The 16,643-nt window shown below is 71.9% G+C and carries 14 protein-coding genes and 1 pseudogene; 9 read left to right on the top strand and 6 right to left on the bottom strand.

Features of this window, described 5'->3' with window-relative positions:
- Window positions 1–126: 126 nt before the first annotated feature.
- Window positions 127–2,469: a hypothetical protein gene (locus ACIBB8_RS33920; RefSeq protein ID WP_398958750.1), complete on the top strand. Its 2,343-nt coding sequence runs from the start codon at window positions 127–129 to the stop codon at window positions 2,467–2,469.
- On the opposite strand, the gene ACIBB8_RS33925 is transcribed toward ACIBB8_RS33920, so the two are convergent.
- The 4 genes and pseudogenes from ACIBB8_RS33925 to ACIBB8_RS33940 all read right to left on the bottom strand — a co-directional run bounded on the left by ACIBB8_RS33925 (window position 2,439) and on the right by ACIBB8_RS33940 (window position 6,601).
- On the bottom strand, window positions 2,439–4,871 hold the full coding sequence (locus tag ACIBB8_RS33925; RefSeq protein ID WP_398958732.1) for a right-handed parallel beta-helix repeat-containing protein: 2,433 nt from the start codon (window positions 4,869–4,871) through the stop codon (window positions 2,439–2,441). The genes ACIBB8_RS33920 and ACIBB8_RS33925 overlap by 31 nt on opposite strands.
- 150 nt (window positions 4,872–5,021) lie before the next feature.
- Window positions 5,022–5,546 (bottom strand): hypothetical protein, encoded by a 525-nt coding sequence (locus tag ACIBB8_RS33930; protein ID WP_398958733.1) that lies wholly within the window; start codon window positions 5,544–5,546, stop codon window positions 5,022–5,024.
- 203 nt (window positions 5,547–5,749) lie between these two features.
- Window positions 5,750–6,033, bottom strand: a pseudogene (locus ACIBB8_RS33935) (MOSC domain-containing protein); the annotation flags it as partial.
- An 88-nt stretch (window positions 6,034–6,121) separates the two neighbouring features.
- A complete protein-coding gene (locus ACIBB8_RS33940) occupies window positions 6,122–6,601 on the bottom strand; it encodes a DUF6643 family protein (RefSeq protein WP_398958734.1) in 480 nt (159 codons plus the stop codon).
- 190 nt (window positions 6,602–6,791) lie between these two features.
- Between ACIBB8_RS33940 and ACIBB8_RS33945 the strand changes: the two genes are divergently transcribed.
- Together ACIBB8_RS33945 and ACIBB8_RS33950 are read left to right on the top strand one after the other, a co-directional pair.
- Entirely contained in the window at window positions 6,792–7,151 is a 360-nt protein-coding gene (locus ACIBB8_RS33945) for a hypothetical protein (protein ID WP_398958735.1), read from the top strand.
- Between the two features lie 228 nt (window positions 7,152–7,379).
- A complete protein-coding gene (locus ACIBB8_RS33950) occupies window positions 7,380–8,099 on the top strand; it encodes a CDP-alcohol phosphatidyltransferase family protein (protein WP_398958736.1) in 720 nt (239 codons plus the stop codon).
- Here the strand turns inward: ACIBB8_RS33950 and ACIBB8_RS33955 are convergent.
- Window positions 8,059–8,538, bottom strand: coding sequence for an adenylyltransferase/cytidyltransferase family protein (locus tag ACIBB8_RS33955; RefSeq protein ID WP_398958738.1), 480 nt, complete (start codon window positions 8,536–8,538; stop codon window positions 8,059–8,061). The two genes, ACIBB8_RS33950 and ACIBB8_RS33955, sit on opposite strands and share 41 nt — an antisense overlap.
- 366 nt (window positions 8,539–8,904) lie before the next feature.
- On the opposite strand from ACIBB8_RS33955, the gene ACIBB8_RS33960 reads away from it, so the two are divergent.
- Genes ACIBB8_RS33960 through ACIBB8_RS33970 form a run of 3 tightly spaced genes read left to right on the top strand, consistent with a single transcriptional unit; the run spans window position 8,905 to window position 13,087 of the window.
- On the top strand, window positions 8,905–10,110 hold the full coding sequence (locus ACIBB8_RS33960) for a glycosyltransferase (protein WP_398958752.1): 1,206 nt from the start codon (window positions 8,905–8,907) through the stop codon (window positions 10,108–10,110).
- A complete protein-coding gene (locus ACIBB8_RS33965) occupies window positions 10,107–11,798 on the top strand; it encodes a lipopolysaccharide biosynthesis protein (protein WP_398958740.1) in 1,692 nt (563 codons plus the stop codon). The genes ACIBB8_RS33960 and ACIBB8_RS33965 overlap by 4 nt, the downstream gene beginning before the upstream one ends.
- The gene (locus ACIBB8_RS33970) at window positions 11,795–13,087 is read left to right on the top strand and encodes a hypothetical protein (protein ID WP_398958742.1); all 1,293 of its coding nucleotides are present in this window, start codon (window positions 11,795–11,797) and stop codon (window positions 13,085–13,087) included. Before ACIBB8_RS33965 ends, ACIBB8_RS33970 begins: the two co-directional genes overlap by 4 nt.
- Window positions 13,088–13,152: 65 nt before the next feature.
- Here ACIBB8_RS33970 and ACIBB8_RS33975 read toward each other — a convergent pair whose 3' ends face one another.
- Window positions 13,153–14,655, bottom strand: a complete 1,503-nt coding sequence (locus ACIBB8_RS33975) for a hypothetical protein (RefSeq protein WP_398958744.1) — start codon at window positions 14,653–14,655, stop codon at window positions 13,153–13,155.
- 123 nt (window positions 14,656–14,778) lie between these two features.
- Here ACIBB8_RS33975 and ACIBB8_RS33980 point away from each other — a divergent pair, with 123 nt between their 5' ends.
- The 3 genes from ACIBB8_RS33980 to ACIBB8_RS33990 form a co-directional block, all read left to right on the top strand.
- Window positions 14,779–15,318 carry a WcaF family extracellular polysaccharide biosynthesis acetyltransferase gene (locus ACIBB8_RS33980; protein WP_398958746.1) on the top strand — a complete coding sequence of 180 codons (540 nt, stop codon included), beginning with the start codon at window positions 14,779–14,781 and terminating at the stop codon, window positions 15,316–15,318.
- The gene (locus ACIBB8_RS33985; protein WP_398958748.1) at window positions 15,315–16,424 is read left to right on the top strand and encodes a glycosyltransferase; all 1,110 of its coding nucleotides are present in this window, start codon (window positions 15,315–15,317) and stop codon (window positions 16,422–16,424) included. The genes ACIBB8_RS33980 and ACIBB8_RS33985 overlap by 4 nt, the downstream gene beginning before the upstream one ends.
- Window positions 16,425–16,500: 76 nt before the next feature.
- A partial coding sequence (locus ACIBB8_RS33990; protein ID WP_398958754.1) for a transposase occupies window positions 16,501–16,643 on the top strand: 143 nt, incomplete at its 3' end.

The following is a 16,643-nucleotide window of genomic DNA, read 5'->3' on the forward strand; positions in this document are numbered from 1 at the left end:
GGCCGGAACGCCGCGACAGCAAGAGAGCGAGTCATTCACGTGCCCCCTGTCACCGAGGCCCCGCACAGCACGGGGGCCGCGCTGGAACTCCTGGTCCATGGCGTCGGTGGAGCCACCCCCCAGTCGATGCTGGGGGATCCGCGCATCGCCCGGGTCACCGGCGATGCGACGGCTGCCATATTCCGGCGCTCAGGGGACGTCGACGCCGAGCAGCACCCGGAGCGGTACCGGGACCGGCCCATCGAGGAGGCGTACTGCTGGTCCAATCTCACCTCCGGCAACGGCTCGCGCGCGCTGTGGCTGCTGCTGCTCCCCTTCATGGTCGTCAACCTGGCCCACTGGATGCGGCCCACGGCCAGACGTCGCACCCGCGCGGTCCGGCTGTACGGCGTGCTCGTGCGCCTCGTCGCCCTCAGCCTGACCGTCCTGCTGACGGCCGCGGCGTGCGAGGTCGCCCTGGATCTGGTGGCATGGCAGTGCGCGGGTGTACCGGAGTGCTCGAACCAACGGTCCTGGCTCGGCTTCCTGTCGACGGCGCAGGACGGCTGGTGGTCGCAGCCGGGGCGGCGGCTCGCGCTGGCGGCTCTGGTGCCCACGGTGCTGGTGGGGCTGCTCTGGTTCCTCTCCAACCGGACCTGGAGCGCCTACGAGTCACAGCGACCGCTCACCGGGGCGGAAGCGGACGACGACGTCCTCGACAACGGGAGCGAGGCCACCCCCACCACCGAGGGCCCTGACGCCGGAACCCCTGACGCCGGAACCCCCGCCGCCGGAGCCCCCGTCGGCCGCCCCGCCCTCGGCCGCCCCGGATTCTGGTACGGCCGGCGGCTCGTCGCCCGGTTGCGGGCCGCGCACACCGCCGCCGGGTTCCTGACCGTGGCGGCCTCCGTCGCGGGTGCCGCGGCCCGTCACGACCGCGCTGTCACCAGCCCCGTACCCGAGTTCCTGGGGCAGCTGATCGAGGCGATGCTCGTGCTGGGCACGCTCGTCGTGCTCTGGGTGGTCTGCAGCCGCGGTCGCAGCGAGCGGCGGCTCGACAACCGGCTCGACGGCGCCGTCATCACCTGGCTGCCCGGCACCGCCCTCGCCGTGCTTGTCGTCACCGCGGTGTACGCAGCCTGGTCCCGTCCCGGCTGGGTCTCCGCGGGCACGCTCCCCGGAGACGTCACCTTCCGCGTCCTCACCGTCGGCCAGGGCATGCTCGTGGTTGCTCTCGCGGCGGTCGCGCTCGGCCTGTACCGCCGGACGCCCGAGCCCCGTACGGTCATGTACGGACTCGGCGGCCCCGCAGTCGCGATGCTCGCCTGCGCCCTCGGCGGCGTCATGTCCGGCGGGGTCGCCCAGCGCGTTGCCGACTGGCTCGACGGACCGGGAACTCCCGGCATGGGCCGGGGCTCCCTCATCGACGGGCCGCCGGTACTGCTGAGCTGGCAGGCCTCGGTCATCCCGGTACTCCTGGCCCTGCTGCTGATTCCCGCCGTCGTGCTGGGCGTACGCACCTGGCTCGCCGCCCGCGCCATGGAACCCGAGGTCAACAGGGAGTACGGGGAGAAGCGGTTGGACGCCGCCCGTACCCGGCAGATCGCCAGGACCCGGGCCCTGGCTGCGCTCACCGATTCCGCGCCCTGGCTTCTCGGGCTGGTCTCCGGCGCCACCCTGCTGCTCGGCGCGGGAGCGGTCGCCGGGGCGTGGCTGAGCGGGGAGGTGCCGGGGCTGGCCCTGGACGGTGCCGGCCCGTTCATCGAGTCGGTCGCGGAAGCCGCCCAGTCGACCGGCTCCTGGATGATCGGCTTCGGCTTCATCGTCTTTGTGACCTGCGGCCGGCGCGCCTACCGGGACGCCTCCACCCGGCGCACCATCGGTATCCTGTGGGACGTCGGTACGTTCTGGCCGCGCGCCGCCCACCCCTTCGCGCCCCCCTGCTACGCCGAGCGCGCCGTCCCCGACCTGGCCTCCCGGATGGCCGGCTGGACCGGCCGCACCCGCGGCAGGCTCGTCATCTCCGGGCATTCCCAGGGCAGCGTCCTCGCGGCGTCCGCCGTCTGGCAGCTGCCGGCCGGGGCCCGGAAACGGGTTGCGCTGCTCACCTACGGTTCGCCGATCGAGCGGCTGTACGGCCGCTGGTTCCCGGCCTACTTCGGTCCCGGACCGTTGCATGGACTGCATCGGTCCGTGCGCTGCTGGCGCAACCTGTGGCGGGCCACCGACCCGATCGGTGGCCGGGTCCGGCTCGACGTGGGTGCCGGCCCCGAAGTGGACCGTGGGCCTCTGCGGGACCCGCTGGTCTACGGGCGTACGCCGGAGCACCCGCTGCCCGAACCGGTGCTGGGCCACTCGGACTACCAGGCCGACCCGGTCTTCGCCGAGGAACGGGCGGCGCTGCTCGTCCGGCTCGGGCCCGTGCTGCCCCGCCAGGCCGACGGGGGCTCCGGGGAGACTCAGGGGAGCTCCGGCAGGTCCTCCGGGTAGAGCAGGGTGAGGTCGTCCGTGCTCGCCTCGGCGAGCTGGGCGACCCGGCCGGCATGCCGCTCGACCATTGCCTCGAAGGTCTGGCGGGCGGTCCGGCCGTTGCCGAACGCCGGGCCCTTGGGCAGCTCGGTGAAGTACTTCAGCAGCACCTCTCCGGTGCCCTCGGCGAGGCTGTACTCGTGCTCCTCGGCCTGCTGTTCGACGATCCGCAGCAGTTCGGCGGGCTCGTAGTCGTTGAAGGTGATGGTCCGTGAGAAACGGGACGCCACACCGGGGTTGACGGTGAGGAACCGCTCCATCTCGTGGGTGTAACCGGCGACGATCACGACCACCGCGTCCCGGTGGTCCTCCATCAGCTTCACGAGCGTGTCGATCGCCTCCCGGCCGAAGTCCCGACCGGAGTCCTCGGGCGACAGCGCGTACGCCTCGTCGACGAACAGCACGCCGCCGCGCGCCCGCTCGAACGCCTCCTGGGTACGGATGGCGGTCGAGCCGATGTGCTCGCCGACCAGATCGACCCGGGACACCTCGACAAGATGCCCCCGCTCCAGCACCCCGAGCGAGGCCAGGATCTCGCCGTACAGGCGGGCCACGGTCGTCTTGCCGGTGCCGGGGGAGCCGGTGAAGACGAGGTGGCGTCGCACCGACGCGGCCTTCAGCCCCGCCTCCAGGCGGCGGCGGCCCACCTCGATCATGTCGGTGAGTGCACGTACCTCGCGCTTGACGCTGTCCAGGCCGACCAGCGCGTCCAGTTCACCGAGAACGGCGCCCGAGGTACGTACCGGCTCGGCGGGTGCCTCGACGGCGATGGGCAGGGCCGGGCGCTGCGCGGGCACCGCACCGAGCAGCCCGGGGGCCGACTGGTTGGCCGTCAGCACCGTGGGCGGCGGGGGAGTGGCGGTGCGCAGTGCGCTCTCGTCGCTGGTGCAGTCCTCGACGACCGGGCCCGTTCCCTGCCCTTCGCCGTGCGAGCCGCCCTCGGCGAACTCGTAGCCACCGCGCGCGCACCGCTCGGCACGGCACCGGGTCAGCGTCGTACGGCAGCCGTCCATCACATGGAAGCCGTACCCGTCACTGCCGGTGACCCGGCAGCTGTCGAAGGTGCCGCGTCCCTCGGCGGAGACGTAGAAACCGGCCTCGGCGGGCGAGGTGACCGTGCAGCGCTCGATGGTCGGGTCGGCGCCCTTGGTGACGATGACCCCGGTCTGCGCCGTGTCGATGGTGCAGTTGTTCAGCGTGCCGCCGCTGCCGTGGTCACGGAACCAGGCGCCGGTGGACGCCTCCCGGATCCGGCAGTCGTCGAGCTGTGCGGTCGCCCCGTCGCTCACCGACACCGCCGTATTGCGGATCTGGGTGAGATCGCTGTCGACGACATCGGCGCGCGAGCCCCGGTCTAGGACGAAGATCGCGTCCGGCACGTCATGGACGCGGCAGGAGTCCAGTATCACGGTGGCGCCGTCGCTCACCCAGACCGCCGGGTAGTCTCCCGTACTGTCGTGGATCTCGCACTGGTTGGCGTCGACCCGGGTGCCCGGGTCCCACACCGACAGGCCGTTGCGTCCGAAGCGGCGGACCGTGGAACGGGTCAGGGTGAGGACCGAACGGGAGCGCAGATCCACCGCGTTCTCCGGGATGTCATGGATGTCGCAGTCGGCGAGCGTCAGCACCGCGTCCGTGTCGAGCGTGACCCCGTCCGCCGAAGTGCGGTGCACCGTGCAGTCGGTGAGGTGCGCGGAGGCGCGGGCGGTGACCTGTATGCCGCTGCCCTTGATCTCGTACACCTCGCAGCCGACGGCCTCCAGCGCGCTGCCCTCACCGGTGATGCTCAGTCCGGCGCCCGAGGAGTGATGGATCCGGCAGTGATCCAGCCGCGGATGCGCACCGTCGCGCACCGAGACCCCGGACTGCCCGGCCGACACGATCTCGCACTCCTCGAACACCCCGCCCGCGCCGTCGAGCACGGCGATGCCGACCCCGGCCGGATTGTCGACCGTGCAGCGGCGCACGCTCGGCCGGGCCGCACCCCGCACCTCTATCCCGGCTGCCGACCGCGTCACGATCCGCAGATCCGCCAGCTCCGGGGCGCCGTCCTCGATGAGCAGGGCGGGGGCCGCCGAGTCCTGGCCCTCCACATACAGATCCTGGACGACGGCGGAGGCACGCACCGTCAGCGGTACGCCGTCGACCGGCGCGATCCGGACGGAGCCGACGGAGCCCTCGGGACCACGCAGGGTCACCGCGCGGTGCAGGACGAGATTCTCCCGGTAGGTGCCCGGCGCGACGGTGAGGACATCACCGTCCGCCGCCGCCTCAAGGGCTGCGGTGAGTGAGGCGTATTCGCCAGTGCGGCGCCGCCACCGCGATGTGCCGGTGTGCGTCACCTGGACCGTGCCCTGTGCCATGGCGCTGTTGTGCCCCCACCTCGTGCGTGTCCGATGCTCGTGCGGCCGGCCTTGCGGCAGGGGTCGTCACGGGTCCGTCCGCCGAAGAGGTGAGCGGACCGGTCCACCGTAGCGCGCGCGGAGGGCGGGAGTTGACGGGATCCCAGCTCATCAGCTGCCGGTGCCCGTCCTGCCCCAGTCCGGACCGGCCTCGGCCCACGCTTGGTCGAGCCGCGCGTACCGCCATTGCACCATGCGCCATACGATCAGGCGTCGCCCGCCCTCGATCAGTGCGATGCCCAGCAGCATCGCCCCGAATCCGGCCAGTGCCGCATGGGTGTGGGCCGTCGGCACATCCATCGGGGGCAGCGCCGGGCGTCCGTCCAGGTCGGTCCAGATCCGCACCCGGGAGCCGGGATCGGTGATCTTCGAAGAGGTCGCGACCCTTCCGCTGCGGGCTGTGCCGTCCGGGGCCTTCCATCGCGCCACCACCGACGTCTGCGTCGTGCGCTCCGAGGACGCCTCGGGCTCGGAGACCAGACGCGGTGCCCCCGACACCGGGCGCACCACAACCGCCGTCGTGGCATGCCGCTGCGCCTGCTGGAGCCGTACCGACTCCTGCAGGACGTCGTCCATGAGTGACCCGCACAGCCACCCGAGCGCAGGCGCCGCCACCGCCATCAACAGCAGTGCCACCAGAGCCACCCATGCCTCGCGCCGGTCTGTGGCGCGGCGCAGGGGATTGTGCCGCCAACGCCATACTCCCGATACCGCTCGCACAGTCCCGCACCCCCTTCCGTATCCGTCATATCCCGATACGGCACAGCCTGCGCGCCGAGCAGACGAAGAGAGAGCTACCTCACCCCGTCCAACGCGCGGGCCGGTCCCACGAGTTCCCGCAACGCCACGGGAACCGTGCGTCCGGGCTCGGGCACCTCGACGGTCAGCGGCGCGCTCCCCGGCGCCGACAGACCGATGCCGCCCCCGGGAAGCGGCACGGCGGAGAGACCAGCGCCATGCGCGGCTGCTGCCGCTGTGTGACAGTCCGGCCCGTGGTGTCGACCAGCATCCACCGGCGGTCGCCGTCGAGTCCCCATGGCTCGACGGCGGCCTCGCCGGGCTCGTATCCGGCCGGCGACTTGACCGGATGAATGTGTACGGCGCGCAGCACGGGAGGGCGCATGCCTTCACCCTGCCGGTCCGTCCCGGGCCCGCCCTTCGGATCGGACCCGGGACGGACCGCGGCCGTGTGCAGCGGGTTCCGCAGCGGCTCAGTACCCCCGGCCCTGGTACGGGCGGTTGTACGGATCCTCGTACGGTGAGGGCGCGGGTACGGGCCGCGGCGACGCCGGACGCATCGACTCGTACCCCGTGCCCGGCGCCGGGCGCGGCTGCTGGGGCTGAGGTGGCTGGTAGCCGCCCCGCATGCCGGTCGGCTGCTGCGGGATGTACGGCGCGGGAGCTTGCTGCAGATGAGCCGGCTGCATCGGCGCGTAGTTCTGCTGCGGTGCGGCCATCTGCTGCGGGTAGCCGTACGACGGGTTCGGCTGGGAAGGCGCCGCGGGAAGCGCCGGCAGCGCCGACGGGAGCGCCGGCAGGTAGCTGTTTCCGGTGTCGTAGGAGGACGGCACTCGGATCGGGGCAATCTGAGGCGTACCCCGCTCCGCGACCAAGGAGTCGTAGATCGGAGTGTCGGGGAACGACGGTGCGGCGTAGTAGCCGCCGCCGTAGGTGGAGCGGGGGGAGGTCATGACACCTAAGTTAAGCCCACGATGTGCTGGTTGGGGAGTCCCAATCCTAGGGTCATATGTTTTACGCTGGTTCTGCCCGCCTGACCTGCTAAAACATCGTTAAAGCTACCGTTGGCAGCGGGGGCTTTTCCATTGGAGGGCCGCATGACCAACGAGAAGTGGCGGATGGGCTGCAAAGGCCGACACCCGCGTGGCACTCGCCAGGACGGAGGGCTTCGACCCCGAGCGCTTGGAACCTTACGACTGTCAGGAGATCGCCGACGGGAACCGCGGCCTGCCGGTCGCCACCGCCGACAGCACGCTCGGTGACTACTGGGCCTATTGGCTCGGCGGCGTCGCCGCCCACCGGGTTCGGGAGAACATCCATCCACGCTACGCCGCCTGCGTCTGTCTCCACCTCATCTCCAACCTCGGCACCAAGAAGGTCGCCCGAGTCACGGTCAAGGACGTACGCACCTTCCTCGACCGGCTCCACACCACCTGCCGGTGCTGCGCCCAGGGCCTGGACACCGAACGGAAGAGGTGCCGCGCGATCGGCCAGTGCTCCTGACAAATAAGGGCCCTGACCTCACCTTTCCCTGACGCCGGTGGTCCCGCCGAAATGGACGGGACGCTGGGGCCGGGCGTGGGCGGGGCCGCCGGACCGGCTCCCTGTACGCCGCCGCGGCGACATCCGTGGTTTCCGGTCAGTTCTCCGATCACTCGTCATCGCACGCCGTCGCCTGTGATGATGTGGATCAGGAGAGTGACCGGTGAGGTCATGAGATCCGGGGGATCGATGAGTACTACGACGTCGGCGCTGATACGGCTGAAGTCCGCACAGAAGAGCGCGAAGGGCGTATCGCTGTATTCGCGGTTCGTGAACCGGCCCGCGGGCCGGTATCTGGCCGCCGGGGCGTACCGGCTCGGCCTGACGCCCAATCATGTCACCGCGATCAGCGCGGCGTTCAGCTTCGCGGCCGTCGCGGTGACGGCACTCGCAGCGCCCACCTGGGCCGTGGGCCTCGTGGTGTGGCTCGGGCTCGCGGTCGGGTTTGCCTTCGACTCCGCCGACGGGCAGCTCGCCCGGCTGCGCGGCGGCGGCTGCGCGGTGGGTGAATGGCTCGACCATGTGGTCGACTGCGCCAAGATCACCGCACTGCACACCACCGTGCTGATCTCCTTCTACCGCCACCCCGATCACTTCGGGACCGAGGCCGACGGCTGGCTGCTGGTGCCGCTCGGCTTCCAACTCGCCGCCGTCGTCACGTTCTTCGGTGGACTGCTCACCGAGCAGCTCAAGCCCAAGGCAGCCCCGGGCGACCGCGCCGCGCCCTCCACAGCACGCGCGGTGGCGCTGCTTCCGGTCGACCACGGGGTGTTCTGCCTCGTGTTCCTGCTGCTCGGCGGCGGCGGCGCCTTCCGCTGGGCCTACACCGTCCTCGCCGTCGCCGCCGCGCTCTTCCTCGTCGCCTTCCTCACCAAGTGGTTCCGTGAGCTGTCCGCAGTTCGTCGGTGAACCGCGTCCCGTCGAGGGCGTCGAGGGCACGCCGCAGCTGGGTGCTCGACGTGTGCACGGTGTACGGGAAGTAGACGACGTCCACGCCCACCGTGGCGAAGTCCCGCTCCAGCCGTTCCCCCTTCGGCGTCTCCCGCCAGTCGTCGCCCTTGAACAGCACGTCGAAGCGGACCTGCTTCCACGTCTCCAGCTTGTCCGGCACGGTCTCGACGAACGCGGCGTCCACGTACCGGATGCTGCGGACGATCTCCAGCCGCTCGACGAGCGGGATCATCGGCTCTCTGCCCTTGGCCCGTTCGGCCATATCATCCGAGACCACGCCTGCCACCAGGTAGTCGCACTGGGCACGCGCGTGGCGCAGGATGTTCAAGTGCCCGATGTGGAAGAGATCGTAGGCGCCCGGCGCGTAGCCCACGCGATACGGCTTGCTCGATGGCACAGATGCCCCCCTCGTTCGATGGTGTCCCCCTGTGCACACCCCTTTGCGGTGGATGCGCGGACTTTGACGATAGCGTTCATGCTCAGTGCGGGAGGGGTGAACAATTAGGGTGCGTCCTGGTTCACTTCTGCCAGTGCGTGGGACCGGGGGACCCGTAAGGCGTGGACGCACAGGGGAGGCCGCCGAGGCGGCCGGGGGGAAAGGTTTCGTCCGGTGACAGAGACCCGCAACGAGCGTCGCGATCGGGACGGGAACGGGGCTACGCGCACAGCCGGCCCCGTGCCGCGGCAGCGCACCACCGAGCCGGATGTCGCCGCGCTCGCCGGCGAGGAGGGCGAGTTCGCCTCGTCCGGACGCCGGCTGCTCGTGGTGTCCACCAATTACGCGCCCGAGCACACCGGTATCGGCCCCTACGCCACCGGCATCGCCGAGCACTGGGCGAGCCGCGGGCACGACACGCACGTCCTCGCCGGGCTCCCCCACTACCCGTCCTGGCGCCTGGACCCCGCCTACCGCGGGGTGTGGCGGGCCGCCGAGCGGCGTGCCGGAGTCACCGTGCACCGTCGTCGGCACAGTGTCCCCCCGCGCCAGAGCGCCGTGCGCAGAGCCCTGTTCGAGGGGTCAATCCTCGCCCACGGTCTCGTCGCACCGCCCCGCACCGGTCGCGTCGACGCCGTGCTCGCCCAACTGCCCAGCCTTGCCGGCGGAGTGCTCGGCGCCCGTATCGCCGCCCGGCACCTTGCCCCGTACGTGCCGGTCGTGCAGGACCTCATGGGCGCCGCCGCCGCGCAGTCCGGCATCCAGGGGGGTGGCCGCGCCGCCGATCTGGCCGAGCGCGCGGAGGCATGGGTGCTACGGCGTGCCACCCTCGTCGGTGTCATCCATGAGACGTTCGTCGAACGGGTGCGGGCCATGGGCGTCGACCCCGGACGTATCCGCATGGTCCCCAACTGGTCGCACATACAGGCCCCTTCGGCACCCCGCGCGCAGACCCGGGAGCGCCTCGGCTGGCGGCCGGAGCAGACCGTGGTCCTGCACTCCGGGAACATGGGACTCAAGCAGGGGCTCGACGTGTTGGTGGAGGCGGCCCGCCGTGCTCCCGCCACCCGGGTCGTGCTGATGGGCGACGGCAATCAGCGCGAGCACCTCGTCCGCCGCGCCGAAGGGCTGCCCAACCTGGAGTTCCTGCCTCCGGTGGCGGACGCCGACTTCCCCGACGTGCTGGCCGCGGCCGATGTGCTCGCCGTGACCCAGCGTGCCTCGGTCCTCGACATGAGCGTCCCCTCCAAGCTCACCTCCTATTTCGCGGCGGGCCGCCCCGTGGTCGCCTCCGTCGCCGCCGAGGGCGGAACGGCCCGCGAGGTGCTGCGCTCCGGTGCCGGAATGCTTGCGGAACCGGAGAACCCTGATCAGTTCTTGTCAGCGGTGCGTAGACTCGCCGAAGATCCGAAGATGGCCGACGAGTTGGGCGCGGCGGGTCCGCGCCATGTAGCGGCCCATCTGTCACGGGAGGCGGGTCTCGCGCGCATCGACGCGCTGATCGACGAGGCAATGGGGGGACTTGGAAGGTGAACGAGACACACGTTCCCGTCCGGGGGGAGGACGAGCCGGAGCAGTTGCGTGAGCAGTTCCGCCAACTCCTGCGCTACCGGTGGCTGCTAGGCGGCGGTGTCGGCATCGGACTACTGGCCGGCGCCTGGCTCGGCGTCACCGGCGCCGACAGCTACGCCGCCACCACCGACATCGTGCTCCGCGCCCCCACCAGCGACCCCTTCGCGCCGACGCTCGCCAGCGACAAGGCGCTCAACATGGGGTCCGAGCGGCAGACGGCCCTCAGCCGATCGGTCGCGCAAGGCGCCGCGAAGCAGCTCAAGATGAGCGCGGACGAGGTGGACCAGCTCCAGAGCGGGCTCCAGGTCACCAACCCGCCGCAGACCCTCGTGCTGCACTTCACGTACAACGCGTCCGACCCGAAGGAGGCGGCGCGCCGCGCCAACGCCCTCACCGCGTCGTACATCGACATGCGCAAGGACCAGTGGGAGTCCGTCCGCGACTCGATGCTCAAGAGCCTGCAGGACCAGCTCCATCCGGTCGCCAAGCAGAACGACGAGCTCTCCCGGCAGATCAAGCAGCTTCCCAACGGATCCGCCGCGGACTCCGCCTACGCGGTGCAGGCCAACCTGCTCAACCGCATCACCGACCTCCGCAGCAAGATCACCAGCCTGAACGCGCTCGACATGACGCCCGGCAACGTGATCCGCAACGCCACGGTCCCCTCCTCGTCCGACGGGCCCGGCCTACCGCTGTCGCTCGGCCTCGGCGGCCTCGTCGGCGTCGGTCTCGGCCTGCTCGGCGCCTGGGTGCGGCTCGTCTTCGACCCGGCGCCTCGCTCGGCCGGTGACGTCGCCCGCGCCGTCCGCGGCCCCGTCCTCGGCGCGCTGCCCCGCGGCTCGGCGGGAACCCTGGTGGTCGGCCACACCGACTCCCGGGCAGCCGAGGAGTACCGCTCGATCGCCTTCCGCCTCGCCTACGACGAGCGCTTCGCCGACCGGCGCCGACTACTCGTCGTCGCCCCGCGCGGCTCCATGGAGTCGAGTGTCGCCGTCGCGGTCAACCTCGCCGCCTCGTTCGCCGAGACCGGCAAGAACGTCCTGCTGGTGGAGGCCGACCTGCGCACCCCGTCGCTCTCCGAGCGGCTCGACGTGTCCGCCGCCTCCCGGCCCCGCTGGAGCCGTACCGGCGAGCACGCCGAGGGCGAGTGGCCGAGCCGAGGCCAACTCCTCTTCGACGCGGGCGAGTCAGGAGCCTTCAGGCTCGTCCCCGGCGAACGCGTGCGCAACGTACCGCGCGCGCTGACCTCCGCCCGGACCACCCGGCTGATCGCCGAGGCCGACGATCCGGACGCCACCGTCGTGGTCGTGGCCCCGCCCGTCCTCGCGTACGCCGACGCCCTCGCGCTCGTCGACCGGGTCGACGGCGTGCTCATCGTCTGCGACCCGCGGACCGTGCACCGCGCCGACCTGATGCGTATCCGCGAACTGATCGTCGGTGCCGGCGGTACCGTCCTCGGCGCGGTGACGCACTCCGACTCCAAGAGGGTCCGGACGCCCGCCGCCCGCCGTGGCAGCAGACGCCGGGCGCCCAAGAGCAAGCCGGCCCCCACTCCCGAGCCGAGCAACACCCCCGAACCCGAGCGGCACTTCGACGGCGACGGCAGCGACACGGTCGCGCTGCGCACCGTCCGCTCGGGGGACCGGTGACCGTCCCGGAGGAAAAGCCGCCGTCCGAGAGGCCGTCCGACCCGCCGCGCACCCCGCGGCGGTCGGCGGCCGCCCTCGCCGCGGTGCTCGACCAGGCGGCGTCCAGCCTCACCAACATCGCCGTGCTGGTGATCGCCGCCCGCGTCTCCACCGTGCACGGCTTCGCCACCTTCTCGATGGTGTACCTCACCTTCACGGTGCTGCTCGGCCTCAACGTGGCATACGTCGGCCAGGCCGTCGTCCTCACCCGGGGCGACACCGGCGCCGCCTGCCGGTCCGCGATCGCCTTCACCTCCCTCGCCTCCACCGTCGTCGGGGTCCTGCTCGCCGCCGTCGGAGCCGTCACCGGCGGCTGGGCCGGACCCGGCGGAGCCTTCCTCGCCCTCGGGCTCGTGCTGCCCCTGGTCCTCGTGCAGGACGGGCTGCGGTACGCGTTCTCCACCCTGCGGCGCCCCGGCCTGGCCCTGGCCGCCGACACCCTGCGTCTGGTGTGCGTGGTGCCCGCGCTGCTGCTCCAGCCCCGGCACGCCGCGCCCGGACTCCTCGTGGCGGTGTGGGGCGTGTCGGCCGTCCCGGCGCTGCTGCTCGGCCTGCGCCTGCTGTGGCCCCATGTCCGCGGCTCGCGGGCGGACCTGCGGCCCTACGTGCGCCGGGGCCACCTCGGACAGCGCTTCGTCGTGGAGTTCGCCGTCGGCAACGCCTCCAGCCAGCTCGCCGTGCTCGGCCTCGGCCTGTTCGCCGCCCCGCTCGCGGTCGGCGCCCTGCGCGGCGCCACCACGCTCTTCGGGCCGCTCAACGTCCTGTTCAACTCGGTCAACGCCTTCGGGCCGCCGCTGCTCAACCGCCTCGGCGGCCGTCGCGCCACCATCCGCGCCGCCGCGCTGCTCGGCCTCGTGCTCAGCGCCGTCGGCCTCGCCTGGGGGCTCGTGCTGTACGCCCTTCCCGACCACGTTGGACGCCAACTCCTCGGCGCCACGTGGCAGTTGGCCGCCGCTCTGTTGCCCGCCTCGGGCGCCCAGTACGCGGTGATGGGCCTGGGCACCTGCGCCCTCGTGACCCTGCGCGTGCTCAGGCCGCGCGCCACCCTGTCGGTGCAGGTGGTGTTCTCGCTGCTCTCGGTCGTCCTCATGCTCGCCGGATACTCGCTGACCGGCTCGGCGCTCGGAGCGGCCTGGGGTCTGGCCGCGGGCTCCGCACTGAAGGCGGTGGCGGCCTGGACCCGGGTCGCGCGCCTGCGGGTGGAGGAGGCGACCCCGACGGCGGCGGTACCGGCGGTCCCCGCGAACTGAGCGTCACCGCGTGGGGGAGTGGAGCGCACGGCGCGCGGCCGCTCCCCAGGGCCTCGGCCCTCCGGTCAGCGCAGCCCCGGCGCCCGGTCCTGGCGGAACGTGGTGATCAGGGCGATGCAGAACGCCGCGATGGCCACGCGCCCTGATGCCTGGAGCAGGGGGCCCCGCAGCAGGATGAACGAGTAGCCGGCGACCAGCGGGACGGCCAGGGCGATCAGGCTGCCCGGCCGGGCACTGCGCACCGCACGGCGGGCGTAGCGCCGGTCGACCCGTGCCGCCGCGTATCCCATTGCCACGAACCCCGCCACCATCCCGACCGGGCCGAAGTCGATCCACAGCTCGGCCCACACCGGCGACGAGAGGTTCGTGTTCGTCGCGCCCATCCACTGGCCGACCATGACCCCGGTGTCCATCGGCTTGTCGGGCCACACCGAGCGGGGGACCGCGAACAACACCGAGCCGGCCATCTGGCGGCCGAAGGTGTGGCCGCTGCCCGACCGGACGTACGTGATGGTGTTGGCGAACATGCCGACCTGGTCGTAGTCCTTGAGGGCCAGCGGCTCCAGCGGCGAAGTGGTCTGCACCGGGCGGTAGTTTGCGTCGTCGTAGCGGAAGCGGTCCGCGAACGGGAAGACGACCAGCGCCACGATCACGCCCAGGCTGAGCGCGGCCCGGTAGAAGGCCGCGCTCACCGGGAAGACGGTGAACAGCAGCGAGAAGAGGACGGTGAGGAACCAGAAACGCGGGTTGGAGATCGGGTTGTTGACCACCGCGTTCAGCGCGGCCAGCGCCCCCCAGACCGCGATGATCACCACGGAACGGCGGGCCCGCCGCGAGGTCACCAGCCAGCGCGTGTACGCCAGCCAGGCGATGAGGGCGGGCACGGTGCCGAAGCCACGCACGATGGCTTGCCCGGCCTGCGAGTCCGCCTGGGAGAGCCCGGCCTCCTGGACACTGCTGATGATCTCCTGGCGGCTCGTGAAGAAGACCGCGGGACCGCCCAGCTTGACGACGAGGAGCGACGAGCCGAGGAAGGCGAGGAGGGTCAGCAGGTACAGGCGGCGGCGGTGCACCAGCGCCGACCGCAGCTTGTCCTCCCGCCTCCGCTCGGGCCGCTGGCGTGCCAGCAGGGTGCCGATGTCGAACGCGACACAGCCGATCAGGACGAGCGCGACCGCCTCCGTCAGATCGGTGCGCGCACCCACCATGGGGGTCGGCGTACGGCCGAGTACGGCCTGCGCGAGCGGTGCCACGCCCATCGCCATGTAGACGAACAGCCAGAACGAACCGGTGAGCAGCTTGCGCCGGCTGGAGAGGATCATCGCCGAGAGCCGGATGCCGGCGTACATGGTGAGCGCGAGCTGGAGCCACAGCGCCGAGTCGTGCAGACCGGTGCCGGGCTGGACCAGCACGAGCAACGGCAGGAACACCGCGAAACCGAGGACGAGCGGCACCGACAACGCGCGGGAGAGGAGCGTGCGCGGCCGGAAGGGCGGCACCGCCACCTGCCAGCCCCGCTCCGATGACCCGGGCGTACTGGTCGTGCCCCGGTCCATCTGCTGCGTCATGGCGCCCCCGCCCCGAAAGAGATCCCCGGCGCAGTCTAACGAGCCCTGGCCTGTGGTGAACGGTCAGCTACTAGAGTGTGGCGAAGTAGCTTCCGGGGAGACGCTGTTGAGGGGAATGGATCGATGCGTGATCTCCCGGCCTTCACGCTGGCCGGATACGACAAGGGGCGCGGGATACTCGTCCAGGCGCTCTGGTTCGCGGTGATGAACACGGTCTTCATGGCGTGGTTCACCCCGGCCCGGGTCAGGACGGCACTGCTGCGGGCCTTCGGCGCCGAGATCGGCACGGGGGTGCTCGTCCGGCACCGGGTGCGCGTGCTCTGGCCGTGGAAGCTGACGGTCGGCGACCACACCTGGATCGGCGAGGGGGCGTGGATCCTCAACCTGGAGCCGGTCACCCTCGGCGCCCATGTGTGCGTGTCGCAGGAGGCCATGCTGTGCACCGGCAGCCACGACCACCGCGCCGCCGACTTCCGGTACCGCAACGCGCCGATCACCGTCGACGACGGAGCCTGGGTTGCGACCCGCGCCACCGTCCTCGCCGGGGTGAAGGTCGGCCGCTGCGCCGTCGTGGGTGCGGGCGCGGTCCTCCACAAGGACCTGCCCGAGCTGACCCTGCACACCGCCGACAACCGGCGCCGACCCGTCGAGGAGCCCGCGTGAGAGTGCTGCACGCGGTCACCCTGCACAGCCCCACCCACGCCTTCGGCGGCCCGGTCCGGGTCGCCCTCAACCTCTGCAAGGGGCTGCGGGAACGCGGGCACGACGCCCGGCTCACCGCCCTCGCCGACGGCTTCGAGGGGCCGCTACCCGAGGAGGTGGAGGGCGTGCCCGCCCGCCTCCACCAGGCCCGCAGGGTCCTGCCGTTGGGGTTCAGCGGCCTCACCTCGCCGTCCCTGCTCGCCGGCGCCCACCGTCTCGTACGGCAGGCCGACGTCGTCCATGTGCATCTGGCGCGCGACCTGGTGACCCTGCCGGTGGCGCTCGCCGCGCTGCGTGCCGGGAAGCCGCTGGTCCTCCAGACGCACGGAATGGTCGACCCGAGCGAGCGGCGCTCGGCCAGGGTTCTCGACGCGGTCGCGGTGCGGCGGGTGCTGCGCGGAGCCACCGCCGTTCTGCACCTCACCACCCGTGAACTGCGGGACCTGGAGGCCGTGGTGGGCGGGACGGGCCTCGCCCGCGCCGTCCGCCTGGTGAACGGCGTGCCCGCGCAGTCCGAGGGCCCGGCACCGGAGGGACCGCCGCGTATCCTGTACGCGGCCCGGCTCCAGGCCCGTAAGCGCCCCGTCGACCTGGTGGAGGCGGCCCCCGCGATCCTGGCCCGGCACCCCGAGGCCACGTTTGTCGTGGCGGGCCCCGACGAGGGCGAACTCGCCGCCGTGCGGCGGCGGATCGACGAACTCGGACTCGCGGCGCGGGTGAGCTGCCCGGGACCGCTCGACGGGACACGCATGACCGAGGAGCTGCGAAGGGCGCACGTGTACGTCCTGCCGTCGGTGGACGAGCCGTTCCCGATGTCGGTCCTGGAGTCGATGGCCGTGGGCACGCCGGTCGTGGTGACCGACTCCAACGGCCTGGCCCGCGACGTGGACCGGGCCGGCGCCGGCCGGGTGGTGACGGGACCCGACGGCATCGCCCCGGCGGTGCTCGACCTGCTGGACCCGGCCGCCCGGCGCGCCGCGTCGGAGGCGGCCCGCAAGCTCACCGCCGAGACGTTCGCCATGGACGCGGTCCTCGGCACCCTCCTCGACGTGTACGAGCGGGCCTAGTAGGGCTTTGTTAGGTACCCCGATTGATCATCTCCAGATAGGTTGTGATGTTCTTTCAGGTGTGACACCCGAGGAGATGGAGACGGTCCGCACGCGCTTGGAGGCGTTCGCGGAGGAGATGCTTGGTTCTCTGGCCCGGCGGGATCAGCGGGCCAAGGGCGAGCTGTACCTGCGCGGGCTGATGCTGGACGGCAAGCGCAAGTCGATGCAGCCGATGGC

The organism is Streptomyces sp. NPDC051286, from assembly GCF_044455345.1.
Classification (GTDB): domain Bacteria; phylum Actinomycetota; class Actinomycetes; order Streptomycetales; family Streptomycetaceae; genus Streptomyces.